Annotated in this window: 10 protein-coding genes; 4 read left to right on the top strand and 6 right to left on the bottom strand. The window is 48.2% G+C overall.

The window, feature by feature from the left end:
- Positions 1-158: 158 nt before the first annotated feature.
- Both W04_RS09730 and W04_RS09725 read right to left on the bottom strand, forming a co-directional pair.
- Positions 159-1,883 carry a sodium:solute symporter family protein gene (locus W04_RS09730; RefSeq protein ID WP_022946944.1) on the bottom strand — a complete coding sequence of 575 codons (1,725 nt, stop codon included), beginning with the start codon at positions 1,881-1,883 and terminating at the stop codon, positions 159-161.
- 11 nt (positions 1,884-1,894) lie between these two features.
- Positions 1,895-2,158 carry a DUF4212 domain-containing protein gene (locus tag W04_RS09725; RefSeq protein ID WP_022946945.1) on the bottom strand — a complete coding sequence of 88 codons (264 nt, stop codon included), beginning with the start codon at positions 2,156-2,158 and terminating at the stop codon, positions 1,895-1,897.
- Positions 2,159-2,492: 334 nt separating this feature from the next.
- On the opposite strand from W04_RS09725, the gene W04_RS09720 reads away from it, so the two are divergent.
- Together W04_RS09720 and purU are read left to right on the top strand one after the other, a co-directional pair.
- Positions 2,493-5,921: a PAS domain-containing hybrid sensor histidine kinase/response regulator gene (locus W04_RS09720; protein ID WP_053910690.1), complete on the top strand. Its 3,429-nt coding sequence runs from the start codon at positions 2,493-2,495 to the stop codon at positions 5,919-5,921.
- A 39-nt stretch (positions 5,922-5,960) separates the two neighbouring features.
- Complete coding sequence (gene purU / locus W04_RS09715; RefSeq protein WP_022946947.1) at positions 5,961-6,794, top strand: formyltetrahydrofolate deformylase; 834 nt, start codon at positions 5,961-5,963, stop codon at positions 6,792-6,794.
- Between the two features lie 3 nt (positions 6,795-6,797).
- On the opposite strand, the gene W04_RS09710 is transcribed toward purU, so the two are convergent.
- The 3 genes from W04_RS09710 to acs form a co-directional block, all read right to left on the bottom strand.
- A complete protein-coding gene (locus W04_RS09710) occupies positions 6,798-7,202 on the bottom strand; it encodes an ACT domain-containing protein (RefSeq protein WP_053910689.1) in 405 nt (134 codons plus the stop codon).
- 17 nt (positions 7,203-7,219) lie between these two features.
- Positions 7,220-7,876: a response regulator transcription factor gene (locus W04_RS09705; protein WP_045978517.1), complete on the bottom strand. Its 657-nt coding sequence runs from the start codon at positions 7,874-7,876 to the stop codon at positions 7,220-7,222.
- Between the two features lie 92 nt (positions 7,877-7,968).
- Complete coding sequence (acs, locus tag W04_RS09700; protein ID WP_053910688.1) at positions 7,969-9,909, bottom strand: acetate--CoA ligase; 1,941 nt, start codon at positions 9,907-9,909, stop codon at positions 7,969-7,971.
- A 245-nt stretch (positions 9,910-10,154) separates the two neighbouring features.
- On the opposite strand from acs, the gene W04_RS09695 reads away from it, so the two are divergent.
- Complete coding sequence (locus tag W04_RS09695; RefSeq protein ID WP_053910687.1) at positions 10,155-11,318, top strand: DcaP family trimeric outer membrane transporter; 1,164 nt, start codon at positions 10,155-10,157, stop codon at positions 11,316-11,318.
- 162 nt (positions 11,319-11,480) lie between these two features.
- Complete coding sequence (locus W04_RS09690) at positions 11,481-13,607, top strand: TonB-dependent siderophore receptor (protein WP_053910686.1); 2,127 nt, start codon at positions 11,481-11,483, stop codon at positions 13,605-13,607.
- A 171-nt stretch (positions 13,608-13,778) separates the two neighbouring features.
- On the opposite strand, the gene recA is transcribed toward W04_RS09690, so the two are convergent.
- Entirely contained in the window at positions 13,779-14,828 is a 1,050-nt protein-coding gene (gene recA, locus W04_RS09685) for a recombinase RecA (RefSeq protein ID WP_045978513.1), read from the bottom strand.
- Between the last annotated feature and the right edge of the window lie 53 nt (positions 14,829-14,881).

Genomic DNA, 14,881 nt, shown 5'->3' with positions numbered 1-14,881 from the left:
ACCTCAACTGATCACTGCTGTGTCTACCTATTTATCAGCGTGTTGGCCAACCATAGAAAAACACCGCATCCTGCATATAGCTTAAATCTAGGCCGAAAACAGCGACAAAAAAAGCCCGACCTTGGTCTAAGGCTGGGCTTGTTTGTGTGCTTCACACATTAGTGCGCGTGAGCGGTACCTGATCCTTTCGGATTCCGGATCCCCTCGACCATCTCACGAATCTCTTCTGGTGTCTCAGCAGTCATACGCTGAACCACAACGGCGACCACAAAGTTCACCACCATACCGAGCAAACCAATGCCCTCAGGGGAGATACCGAACAACCAGTGCTCGGCACTATTTAGGTCGGGGCTGATAAACTTGAAGTAGATGATGTACGCAGCGGTAAAGCCGATGCCCGTTACCATACCGGCAATCGCCCCTTCTTTATTCATGCGCTTAGAGAAAATGCCCATGATAATCGCAGGGAAGAAGCTGGCCGCTGCCAAGCCGAAGGCGAAGGCCACCACCGATGCCACAAACCCGGGCGGGTTGATGCCAAAGTAAGCGGAAATGCCTATGGCCACCATTGCCGCTAACCGCGCTGCCAGTAGCTCTTGCTTGTCGCTGATATTTGGCTTCAAGGTACGCTTCAACAAGTCATGGGACACCGAGGTTGAAATGACCAATAATAAACCCGCAGTAGTCGACAATGCCGCAGCAATACCACCGGCTGCAACCAAGGCGATAACCCAGGCCGGTAAATCAGCGATCTCTGGGTTAGCAAGCACCATAATATCGCGATCGACACTCACCTCGTTGGCACTGCTTGGGTCGTTAACATCCCCTGCTGAGTAGTACATGCGGCCGTCATCATTTTTGTCATTGAACGTGATTAAGCCGGTTTTTTCCCAGTTTTTAATCCAGGTTGGGGCTTCGCTGTAGAGCGTTCCGCTGCCATCTTTGCCATTGATAGTGTCAATCATATTAACACGCGCAAAAGACGCAACTGCCGGTGCCGTGGTATACACAATGGCAATGAACACTAAAGTCCAAGCCGCAGAGATACGGGTGTCACGCACTCGAGGTACAGTGAAGAAGCGAACAATGACATGAGGCAAGCCCGCAGTACCAACCATTAAGGCGCCGGTAATAGCGAACACATCAATCATGCTCTTGGAGCCTTCGGTGTATTGCGCAAACCCGAGCTCGGTACTGAGGCCATCGAGTTTATCGAGCATATAAGCTCCCGAGCCATCACTCAGTGTCGCCCCAAAGCCAGTTTGTGGCAGCAAGTGACCAGTCATCATCAGTGAGATAAAGATTGCCGGAACCAAATAAGCAAAAACAAGGACACAGTACTGCGCTACTTGGGTGTAAGTGATGCCTTTCATACCGCCTAATACGGCATAGAAGAACACAATCACCATACCAATGTAGACGCCAGTTTCAATGTCTACTTCAAGGAAGCGTGAGAATACCACGCCCACACCACGCATTTGCCCTGCGATGTAGGTAAAGCAAATAAAGATAGCGCAGAAGATGGCCACCATACGCGCCGCTTGTGAGTAATAGCGATCGCCAATAAAGTCCGGCACGGTAAACTTACCGAACTTACGAAGATAAGGCGCAAGGCACAGCGCAAGTAACACATAACCGCCGGTCCAGCCCATTAAATACACGCCACCATCATAGCCGGCGAAAGAAATAATCCCCGCCATGGAGATAAACGACGCAGCACTCATCCAATCTGCAGCGGTTGCCATTCCGTTTGCCAAAGGTGGTACGCCGCCCCCAGCTACATAGAAGTCGTTGGTTGAGCCCGCTCGAGCCCAAATAGCAATACCGATGTACATGGCAAAGCTAAGGCCAACAATTAAAAAAGTTAACGTTTGAACATCCATCACTGCGCTCCTTATTCGTCTACGCCGTATTTTTTATCTAACGCATTCATTTTGTGTGCGTAGACAAAAATAAGAACCACAAAGGTATAAATGGCGCCCTGTTGCGAGAACCAAAAACCCAGTTTAAACCCGAAGAAACGCACCTCATTGAGTACGTCGACTAGCAAAATGCCACAGCCAAATGAAACCACGAACCACACCACTAGCAATTTAAACACTAGACTGAGGTTTTCGTTCCAATAGGCTTTAGCGTGATCTGCATCTTTAAAAGCCATTTTTGTATCCCCTTCACGTCACACTAAAAGTATGACTGGTTGTTATCATCACTTTTGAATCTAGCAATGCCAGCGCCAGAGGAAATTCAGACCTTAGTCGTAACAAAAACTTAACGTCAATAACGCCGAGAACACAATTTAAAATAAAGTTATAATTTTCATGAAGTTAGAGTTTGATATAGATAAACTCAGGACGTTTTTCGAAGGTGAACAAGGGCTTAATACATTAGTCTAATAACCTTAAGTCGCATGCGCTGAGCACTTAAAAATCACTGCTAAATAGGCTGTGGGTTTGCTATGGTATTTGCTACTAATAACAATAACGCTGCGGCTTATGACCCTCGCTCTTATCTTCGTATCCTTGGTGTACATCTCTTTGCTGTTTTGGCTGGCAAATTGGGGCGACAAAACTACGCCTTGGGCCAAATACATTAGTCACCACCCCTTTGTGTACGCACTGTCTTTGGGGATTTATTGCACCTCGTGGACTTATTATGGCTCAGTGGGCACAGCGGCAAGCAGCGGTTGGAGCTATCTGCCTATTTTGCTGGGCCCGGCGTTATTGTTTATTTTCTGTCAGGGCTTTTTACGCAAACTGGTATTGGTCAGTAAAAAACAAAATATCACCACCATTGCCGATTTTATCTCTGCGCGCTATGGCAAGCGCCAACTGAGCGCTATCTTAGTCACGTTTATCGCGCTGATGGCCACCATTCCTTACATTGCGTTGCAGCTTAAGGCACTTTCCAGCAGCTTTTTGTTACTCCCCGGCGGGGCTCAGGTATCCGGCACTATATTGGCGCTTAGTGGTGCGCTAATCATGGCCGTTTTTGCCATTTTCTTTGGTACCCGCAAGGTCGATGTCACCGAATACCGCTCGGGACTGATGCTTGCGGTGGCGTTTGAATCCTTGATAAAGTTGCTGGCGCTCATTTTCGTTGCTGGCCTTGCGGTGTACACCCTTTATTCGTTGCCCGGTTCTGTCTCCCTTGACGCAATCTGGCAGCATTGGCAAAGCTCCGATATGCTCAGCTTTGGCTTTATCGGTCAAACCTTGATGGCCGCCGCTGCAATCATTTGCTTGCCACGTCAGTTCCACGTCACCGTGGTTGATAATCAGGACATTCGTCATTTAAAGACCTCACGCTGGGCTTTTCCTCTATACCTTTTGCTTATTGGCGCTATGATCCTACCCATCGCCAGCGCCGCCATCATGCCGCAAATCGGCCACGGGCACAGTGCTGATAGCTTTGTTCTCGCCTTTCCGTTAAGTACTGGACACTGGTTACTCACTACCTTCGTGTTTATCGGTGGACTATCGGCCGCGACCGCGATGATTGTAGTGGCGACACTGACACTAAGCACCATGGTGTCTAACGATGTGGTGCTGCCACTGATACTCAAGCGTAAGTTTCGCCGCAACCAAATTAACCGCAGTTATCGTGCCCGCATCTTGTTAGTCAGGCGCTTTACTATTGCCGCCATCCTGCTGCTTTCCTACCTGTACCAACAAGTATTTGGTCACGGCGAAACGTTAGCGTCTATGGGGTTGGTTGCTTTTTCGTTGGTAACTCAGTTGCTTCCGGCTATTGTTGGCGGCTTATACTGGCGCCGAGGCCATGCATATGGCGTGTATGCCGGACTGACTGCCGGGGTGATCTGCTGGATGCTGTTTTTGATGCTGCCCATTATGAACACTCCCACAGTGTTAGATAGCACCGCGCAGCAAGAATTGATTACTCAAGGAACGTTGATAGCGCTATTCGCTAACATCTGTTGTTATATCAGCTTCTCTCTTGGAGCTCAGGAGCGATTGATAGACCGTATTCAGGCCGCCGCTTTTGTGAACCCCAAAGAGCAGCTTAACTTCGCCAAGCGACTAAACAAACACGTTAATGCCACGATTTATGACTTTAAGGTGCTGCTGCAAACCTTTTTAGGCGCCCAGCGCAGTAGCCAAGTATTAAGCCACTACCAAGCCAACGACGAGCTCAATGACAATAATGCCCAACCCTCCAATGAATTTATTGCTTATTGTGAGCGCGCTCTTACCGGGGTACTGGGGGCATCGTCGGCGCAAGCATTGATACAAACGGTGGCCAGCGGTAAGCAATTAGCCTTTGAGGAGGTGGTCAACTTCTTTGATGAAACCACCCAGGCGTTGCGGTTTAACCAAAACTTACTCTTTACCTCTTTAGAGAACCTTAGTCATGGCATCTCAGTGGTCGATAAAGACTTAAATTTAGTCGCGTGGAACAAGCGTTATGCCGAAATGTTTAACTATCCCGAAGGTTTCTTACAACAAGGCCAACCGATTGAAGAAGTGATTCGCTACAATGCGCAACGTGGCGAGTGCGGCCCGGGGGAAATTGAGCATCATGTGGAAAAGCGCGTCCGCCACCTGCGTAATGGCAGCTCACATCACTTCATTCGCCATCGGCGCAGCGGTCAGGTGTATGAAATGATAGGAAACCCACTGCCAGACGGTGGTTTTGTGACCAGCTTTTCAGATATTACCGCACACATGGCAACACAAAACGCACTGGAAGAAGTGAACATGGACTTGGAGAATCGCATTGAAGCGCGCACGCAAGAGATCCGCGCAATCAACCAAGATCTGAAAACACAAATGGCCAGCAGGGAGCAAACCGAGCAAGCCCTAAAAGCGGCCAAACAAGAAGCTGAGCGCGCCAATGATAGTAAAACCCGCTTTCTGGCTCTAGCCAGCCATGACATTTTGCAGCCGCTGAATGCGGCGCGCCTCTACCTTGCGGCTATTGATGAGCAAACATTAACCCCGTATAACGCCAGTAGCTTAGATAAACTCGGCGATAGCCTTGATAGCACCGTACATTTGATGTCAGCCCTGCTCGATATTGCCAAACTCGACCAAGGCGCGATGACCCCCAGTCCGAAGCATTTTCATATCGACGATATATTAGCGCCGCTGGTCAATGAATACGCCATTTTATGCGCCGATAAGGGCCTCGAAATTACCTTGCGCTCGCGCAATGATGTGGTTCATAGCGACATCACTTATTTACGCCGAATTCTACAAAACCTACTTTCTAATGCCGTTAAATATACCGAGCGCGGCAAGGTGCTTATTGCTTGTCGTCGCCGTAAACACCATTTAAGTATTGAGGTATGGGATACCGGACTGGGCATTGGCGAGCGTGAACAAAAAAAGATATTCGACGACTTTTATCGCGTTGAATCTGGCGATAATAAAGGCGTTGGCCTCGGCCTCGGCGTTGTCAAGCGCATGGTAGAGCTGCTCTCACACCGGCTGACAATGCGCTCCACCTTAGGCCAAGGGAGCTGCTTTAAGGTAGAAGTTCCTTATGGCAACGCACAGCGTATCAGCAGCCCTACAGAGCAACACACCGGTGCCCGCGCACAAGCTCATTATGATGTACTGGTCGTTGATGACGAAGCTGAAAACATCACCGCGATGACCCACCTATTACATAAGTGGAGTGCCAACAGCCACGGTTGCTCCAGTGGCGAGCAAGCACTCGAATGGGTGCAAAACGGGGGTGCTATCGATGTGATTCTAATGGACTATCAACTTGGTCATGATGAAGACGGCTTAAGTCTTATCGAAAAAATACGCGCCCTGCGTGGCCCCATACCGGCTATTTTAATTACCGCAGTACGCGATGACGAAGTAAAACAAAAAGCGAAAGAAGCGGGTGTTCACTATCTTTCTAAGCCAGTAAAACCCGCAAAGTTAAAGGCACTGTTAAATCATTCTCTTTAGGGCATAATGCCTAATGTGTTCACACTTTAGGAATGAGGAATGAAAAAAGTACTATTGGCGCAATGCCCCGACGAAGAGGGGTTAATCGCGAAAATTACCGGGCTGTGTTTTGAGCATAACCTGAATATTACCCGCAACAACGAATTTGTTGATAAGCAGCATGGGCGTTTCTTTATGCGCACTGAGCTGGACGGAAACTTTGATAACCTTGATTTACTAGCCGAATTGCAGGCATCGCTGCCCAGTGGTTCTACGCTTTCCTTGCATGGCGGTGAAGCAACCAAGGTGGTGCTGCTGGCCACCAAAGAAGCGCACTGCCTTGGTGGAGTGTTACTTAAGTGCTTCGAGCAGGCATTAAATATTGAAGTGCAGGCAGTGATTGCCAACTACCCCGACCTCGCGCCTCTAGCTGCTGGGTTTAATGTGCCTTTTCACTGTATTAGCCATGAAGGCCTAAGCCGTGATGAGCATGATGCTTTAGTTGGCGATAAAATCGCCGAGTATGCCCCGGACATGATTGGCCTTGCCAAATATATGCGTATTCTCAGCCCCGAATTTGTCGCCCGTTTTAGTGGTCGAATAATCAATATTCACCACTCTTTCTTGCCTGCTTTCATTGGCGCTAAGCCATACCATCAAGCGTTTGAGCGTGGCGTTAAAATCATTGGCGCCACAGCCCATTTTGTTACTGATGAACTTGATGAAGGCCCCATTATTATGCAACAGGTCACGCCGGTGACTCACGCTGACAGCGCCTTGAGTATGGCTAAAAAAGGCCGCGACGTAGAGAAGCAGGTATTTTGTAAGGCGCTTGAGCTTGCCGCCGAGCACAAGCTCTTCATAAATGGTAACCGAACGGTGGTATTTGACTAAGCTTTACTGGTTATCGGCGCTCAGCGCTTGCAGCGCCGATAATGCCTGCTCGGCCTTGTTGCTGGGAACAAACACGTGATCATGATAAAACGCAGCGATAATGTTGGCACTGATATCCGCCGCAGCTAAGGTGTCCGCAACGGCAGCACTGAGGCCCACTGCATCTAAAGCAGAGTGAACATTCAGGGTGATCTGCCGGTGGGTAGTGGCACTATCAAAACCAGCTTGTTGCGCCGCATTGACCTCAAGTACCAGCGTCATACCCTCTTTTTCACTAAACACAGCAAGGGGATTAAGCTGAGTATAATCAGATAACAACCCCGGTACACAACAAAAAACATACTCTTGGGGCTGTAATTGTGGCTCAAGGTTAGCTAGCAACGTATGCAGATCCGTAATTGCGCTCATAGTTCCTCCAGTGGCGATTATTCGCTTTGATTTTCAAGAGGCTCCAACTGTAGCTTTGAGGCAATTAACACCGCTTGGGTACGATTATAGACACCGAGCTTGCGGAAAATCGCCGTAATGTGCGCTTTCACTGTCGCCTCAGAAATATTCAACTCATAAGCAATTTGTTTATTCAACAAACCTTCGTGCAAGTAGCTTAACACCCTATACTGTTGCGGTGTCAATGAAGCGACCTGAGCCGCCAGTTCTTTATCCTCACCGCTGATCGCCTCGACCTTGTCTTTGATCTCCTCAGGCAGCCACGTATCGCCCTCTAACATGTGCGATATAGCATCAGCAATTTGCTGTGCCGAAGATGATTTGGGAATAAAGCCCATGGCACCGTAGCCCATCACTTTTGATACTATATGTAAATCTTCACTGCCAGAAACCACAGCGATAGGAAGGTCAGGGTAATCCTCACGGATGCGGATCAAGCCATACAAATCGCCATTACCGGGCATATGCAAATCCAGCAATAAAATGTCTAGCTCTGGCTGCGCATCGAGTACCGCCAAGGTACTGTCGAAGGTATCAGATTCAAATACTTCTAGGGGGGTAAACTGCTTTGTCAGTGCCCCTTTTAATGCTTCACGAAATAATGGGTGATCGTCCGCGATTAAAAACTGACTCATGCTGTGCTCCTAAAAAAATCGGCCGTCATCGCTTGATGACAGCCGATAGTCTACGTTTAGAATCGTTCGTTAATCAAGTTCTTAACGCCTAATTAACGATTTAGACGGTTTTCAATGAGATCGTCCACCACACCAGGATCCGCAAGCGTCGAGGTATCGCCTAATTGCTGGTGCTCATTGGCTGCAATTTTACGCAAAATACGACGCATAATTTTACCTGAGCGGGTTTTAGGTAGTCCCGGTGACCATTGAATCATATCCGGAGAGGCAATGGGGCTAAGCTCTTTACGCACCCAGTTCCGCACTTCCTTAGTCAATTCATCACTCACCTGGACGCCATCGTTCGGGGTAATATAAACGTAAATCCCCTGCCCTTTAATGTCATGTGGATAACCAACAACGGCAGCCTCGGCGACAGCCTCGTGCGCCACCAAGGCACTTTCAATTTCTGCGGTACCTAAGCGGTGACCTGACACATTAAGTACATCATCTACGCGACCGGTGATCCAATAATAGCCATCCTCATCACGACGACAACCATCACCGGTGAAGTACACCCCTGGATAGGCTGAGAAGTAGGTTTGCTCAAAACGCTCGTGATCGCCGTATACAGTACGTGCTTGCGACGGCCAGCTATCGAGAATAACAAGGTTACCGTCAACCGCACCCTCAAGGTTATTTCCCTCGGCATCGTAAAGTGCTGGGGCAATACCAAAGAAAGGTCGCGTCGCTGAGCCAGGCTTCATGTCGGTTGCACCCGGCAGCGGCGTGATCATGATGCCGCCAGTTTCGGTTTGCCACCAAGTATCCACAATAGGACACTGGCTATTACCAATATTTTCGTAATACCATGCCCAGGCCTCAGGGTTAATGGGCTCACCCACCGAACCCAATACTCGCAATGATGAGCGTGTTGAACTGGCGGTGGGTTCATCACCTTTTGCCATCAGCGCGCGAATGGCTGTAGGCGCGGTGTACAGAATCGTCACTTGATGCTTGTCGACTACTTCCCCCATGCGCCCTGCACTTGGGTAGGTCGGCACTCCTTCAAAGATCACTTGTGTACAGCCATTAACCAAAGGCCCATAAGCAATATAGCTGTGACCAGTAATCCAGCCAACATCAGCACTACACCAGTAGACATCGTCATCATGCACATCGAACACATATTCATGAGTCATGGAGGTATACACCAAATAACCGCCCGTAGAGTGCACGACCCCTTTAGGCTGACCTGTGGAGCCTGAGGTATAAAGAATAAATAAAGGATCTTCAGCGTCCATCACCTCCGGCTCGCAGTGGCTAGGCTGATCAGCGACTAAATCATGCCACCACAGGTCGTGACTGTGCCACTGCACGTCACCACCGGTAAGTTGATGCACAATAACATGCTCGACCGTAGTCACTGACTCTTGGCTCACGGCCTCATCGACATTGGCCTTCAATGGCACGGTGCCACCGCCACGGCGACCCTCATCTGAGGTGATCACCACTTTAGCGCCACTGTCGTTGATGCGATCGGCGATTGCAGAAGGCGAGAAACCACCGAACACCACCGAGTGCACGGCACCGATGCGCGCGCATGCTTGCATCGCGTAGACAGCTTGCGGCGTCATCGGCATATAAATAGCCACACGATCGCCCTTACTAACGCCTAGTTTGCGCAGGCCATTAGCCAGTTTGCACACCTCACCATGCAATTGCTGGTAGCTAATATGCTCGCTTTGGCTCGGGTCATCTCCTTCCCAAATCAATGCAGTCTTATTGGCTTTATGTTCTAAATGACGATCAATACAATTATACGATGCATTGAGTTGCCCGTCTTCGAACCACTTGATGCTGATATGGCCTTTATCAAAAGAGGTATTTTTTACCTTTGTATAGGGGGTATACCAGTGCAAACGCTTACCATGTTCGGCCCAGAAGCCGTCGGGGTCATCTATGGACTGCTGATATAGTGCTTTGTATTTTTCGTTATCGACTAGTGCGTTGTTTCTGATGTTATCAAAAACCGGATAAATGCTCTGTGACATAACCGTCTCCATATCTTTTGTTGCCTGTAGGCTTGCCCACAGCATTACTCAGGGCTGAATGTTTCAGTATTAGACCTTAGTATGAAATCCCACAAATTGGCCACAAACCTGCCTACACTCAGCAAGTTAACTAACCACATACTCAGAGTTCGGCTATACCTTAGTCGTAAGACCAATAGGTAATTGCTCAAAATCATGGCAACGACCATGTTTTCATAGCTAGCTTGCAACAGGACAACTTCATTATGACAACACAAAAACGACTAACAAAAACATTTATGGCGGTGTGCGCTGCGCTTGGCTCGGTAGTGGGTAGTGCTCACGCGGCCACGATTGGCGACACCGATATTAGCTATGGCGGCTACGTCAAAGTTGATGCCATGTGGAGTGATTACTCCGCTGGCACCATTTCTGGCGTCAGTATTGGCCGTGACTTTTATGTTCCCAGTACCACCACTGTTGGGCCAGACGCAGATACCGATGCAGTATTTGATATGCATGCCCGCCAATCTCGTTTTAATTTTGGTACCAGTACCAAAGTGAGTAACGGAAAAACAGTAAAAACTAAAATCGAGCTAGATTTTATCGGCTCTATTGGAGGCAACGAACGTGTCACCAACTCCTATTCACCGCGTCTACGCCAAGCCTTTATTACCTACGATGGCTGGTTGTTTGGTCAAGCATGGTCTAATTTCCAAAACGTCAGTGCGTTGCCAGAAACACTTGATTTTGTTGGCCCAGCGGAGGGCACGGTGTTCGCCCGTCAGGCACAAGTCCGTTATAGCGTGGGTAATTGGGCATTTTCGGCCGAAAACCCAGAAAGCTCTATCACCGTCAATGGCGCTCGAGTAGAAACCGACGATGCCAGCATGCCTGATTTCACTGCCCGCTATAATCACAAAGCGGACTGGGGCCATATTGCTGTTACTGCGTTGGCGCGTCAGCTAACATACAAGCAAAACGGCTTTGATGAAGACGAAACCTCGTTTGGGTTGAGTGTTTCAGGGCGCGTGAATCTCGGCTCTGACAACCTTAAGTTTATGCTGACTCAAGGCAAAGGATTGGGTCGTTATGTTGGCCTTAACGTCGCCCATGGTGCGGTATTCGATGGCGATGAACTTGATGCTATTGACTCAACCTCAGGGTTTATTGGCTATCAGCACCATTGGAATAATCACTTTAGGTCGACCTTCCTTTATTCCTTCTTCAGCGCTGATAACAATACCGATTTACTCGCCTTCAGTGGCGACCCTACCGAAAGCAGCGTCAGTTACAGTGCCAACTTACTGTACTCGCCGGTTAAGAAGCTCACCTTCGGAGTTGAGTTTAAACACGCAGAGCGAGAAACCGAAAGCGGCGCCGATGGTGACTTGGACCGCTTACAGTTTTCTGCAAAATATGCGTTTTAATAGGGTTTAAGCTTTAAGCGAGAGCCTTGCTCTGCAGACGTTAGATAACTTTGGCCGCTTATTGAGAGCGGCTTTTTATTTTTCGCAACAAAAGTGTGTTTGCAAATCATTCTCACTTAGATTAGTCTATGCACGATTTTTAACTCTCTGTGCTAAAAGATTATGTCTAAGAAAAGCTTCACTTTAAGTAAAATAGCAACGCTTTGCGCCGTTGCCCTGAGTACTTCAGCTTTTGCTGAGCAAGCAAAAGACAAAGATATTGAACGTGTTTCCGTGTATGGTCAGCACCATAAAAACTACATCACCGAACAAGCGGACTCGGCGTCTAAACTCGGCATCACCATTAAAGAAACGCCCCAGTCTATATCTGTGGTGTCTCGTGCATTAATGGATGACTTTTCACTGGACGATATTAACGCTGTATTAGAGTCAACGCCGGGTGTCACTGTTGAGCAAATCGAAACAGACCGTACTTACTTTAAAGCCCGTGGTTTTGATATCACTAACTTCCAAGTTGATGGTTTAGGTATCCCTCAAGATGGTGGTGATGTGCATGGTACCCTTGATACCTCTATTTACGATCGCATTGAGATTGTCCGTGGTGCCAACGGTATTATGACTGGCGCGGGTACTCCTGCAGCGACCGTCAACATGGTACTGAAAAAGCCTACCTATACGACTCAAGCCAGTGCCTCTGCATCTGTTGGCTCGTGGAATAAAAATCGTTTAGAGGTGGATGTTTCTGGCGCCTTAACTGATAACCACGCAATGCGCGCAGTGGTCACTAAGCAGCGTTCAGATTCATACTTGGACCGCTACGCCACAGATTTAACCTTGGGTTACATCGCCTATGAAGGTCAGCTCACTGACAGCACTAAGGTATCAGTGAATTATATTCGTCAGTCAAAAGATGCCGATAGCCCTCTTTGGGGAGCCTTGCCATTGTTTTATGATGATGGCACTGCGACTGACTTCGACGTATCCACAAGCACGGCCGCTGATTGGTCTTATTGGAATAACGATAACGAACATATTTTTGTTGAACTGGAGCAAAGTTTGGGCACCTCTTGGTTTATACGCGCTCGCTACGCGCACATGACCAATGAGCAAGACTCCGAGTTATTTTATGTCTACGGCACCCCAAGCGCTGAAACCGGGCTGGGATTAACCGGCTACGCCAGTGAATACGACTATAAAGATCAGCAAAACCTTTATGATTTATACGCCACAGGTGATTTCTCGCTGTTTGGACAAACTCATAACTTAGTGTTTGGTGTCAGTAGCGCCGATATGAACTACCAAGATAGTTCACTTTACGACTACACCACAGGCAATGGCTTCCCGGCGATGCCACCACTGGAGGATTTTGAAGGTAACGCACCTGTTCCCACACTCGAGGATGCTTACAACGGCTCTAAGGTCGAGGCTGACCAAAAATCTGCTTACGCGTCGGCACGCTTCAAAATCACTGAGCCTCTAGCCATTCTTGCTGGTGGTCGTTATACCGAGTGGGATTCTGAGGGCCTATCTTACGGTAATTCCAAAGTGAACAGCTCAGAAGAGTTTATTCCTTATATTGGTGCTGTCTACGACTTTGCAGAGAATTACACCGTGTATGCCAGCTACACTGAAACCTTTGCGCCACAATCAGAGCAAGATCAAACAGGCATGGCTTTAGACCCAATCACCGGTGAGAGTAAAGAGCTGGGGATTAAAGCACAGTTGCTAGATGGTCAGTTGTTTGCCACTTTTGCTATTTTCGATGCTCTGCAAGACGGTATTGCCTTGCCTGACACCGCTCTTTCAACTCCTGACAACACGGTTTATTACGCTGCTGAAGGGATCAATAGCGATGGCTACGAGCTTGAACTCAGTGGTCGTCTCACTGATGACTTAAGTGCTAGCTTCAGCTACAGCCATGTGGATATTGAAGCCGGTGATGACGTCAATGAAGGTAAGCTAGTTCGTGATTACACCCCAGAAGACCAAGTTAAAGTGGCGCTGAATTATCAGGTCCCTGTAATTGAGGGTTTAAGCTTGGGTGCCAATTATCGCTGGCAAGCCAAAACGTCACGAGTGCAAAGCAATGGCACTATTCCTACAGTGACGACACAAGGTGCGTATGGCTTACTTGATTTAGTGGCCACTTACCAAGTGACTGAGCGCATCAGTGCCACCTTTAATGTTAACAACGTGACCGATGAAAAGTACCTGCACAGCCTTTACTGGGCCCAGGGCTATTACGGTGCTCCGCGTCACTATGCCTTCTCTATTAACTGGCAGCTTTAATTCCCTGTCTTAGTTAAGCAGTAAAACGCCAAACTCTGTGTTTGGCGTTTTTTTATGCCTGGCTATTAGTCTTAAAGCCAGGCATAAAAATTATGGCAGGCGTGCCAGCAATAAAACTACAGCCATAAAAAAACCAGCCCTTAGGCTGGTTTCGCTTACTCTTATTCTTTCTTACTCGCTCTGCGCTTCAGCAGCTAGCGGGTTGGTTTCACCGTCTTCAGGTTTAATGGTTGCTTTAAGCAGCAACATTTCCCGTAGCTTACCTTCAATCTCATTGGCAATCTCAACATTCTCTTTTAAGAACTTAATAGAGTTAGATTTACCTTGGCCGACTTTAGAGCCGTTGTAGCTGTACCAAGCACCGGACTTTTCAATGAGCTTGTGCTTCACGCCTAAATCAATCAGCTCACCTTCTTTGGAGATACCTTCACCATACATGATGATAAACTCGGCTTGCTTAAATGGCGGCGCCACTTTGTTTTTCACTACTTTGACGCGGGTCTCGTTGCCGATCACTTCATCACCGTCTTTCACTGAACCAATACGGCGAATATCTAAACGTACAGACGAGTAGAATTTCAGAGCATTACCACCGGTAGTGGTTTCAGGGTTACCAAACATCACACCAATCTTCATACGGATTTGGTTGATAAACACACACAAGGTGTTTGAGCGTTTGATATTTGCCGTTAACTTACGCAGCGCCTGTGACATTAAACGCGCTTGCAAGCCGACGTGGCTGTCACCCATTTCGCCTTCAATTTCAGCTTTTGGTGTCAGTGCAGCGACCGAGTCAACAATGACCACATCAACGGCGCCTGAGCGTACTAGCATGTCACAAATTTCCAACGCTTGCTCACCAGTATCCGGCTGCGAAACCAGTAGCTCTTCAACGTTAACACCCAGCTTTTCGGCGTAGACAGGGTCTAGGGCATGCTCGGCATCGACGAAAGCACAGGTTTTACCGTCGCGCTGAGCTTGAGCAATGACTTGTAATGTAAGGGTTGTTTTACCTGATGATTCTGGGCCATAAATTTCAACAACACGCCCGGTCGGCAAACCACCTATACCTAGAGCGATATCGATTCCCAGTGAGCCGGTAGAAATGGCTTCAATATCCAAAGCCTGGCTATCACCGAGCTTCATAATTGAGCCTTTACCGAATTGACGCTCAATTTGCGAAACCGCTGCACTTAAGGCTTTTGATTTGTTATCGTTCATGCTGTTCTCCAAAATCGTTCTGTGCCACACGCTGGCTTAATGTGTCTTAGTAT

Origin of the sequence: Pseudoalteromonas sp. SW0106-04, assembly GCF_001293805.1 — a bacterium.
Taxonomy (GTDB): Bacteria; Pseudomonadota; Gammaproteobacteria; order Enterobacterales; family Alteromonadaceae; genus Pseudoalteromonas; species Pseudoalteromonas ruthenica.
This window is presented reverse-complemented; position numbering and strand designations above follow the sequence as displayed.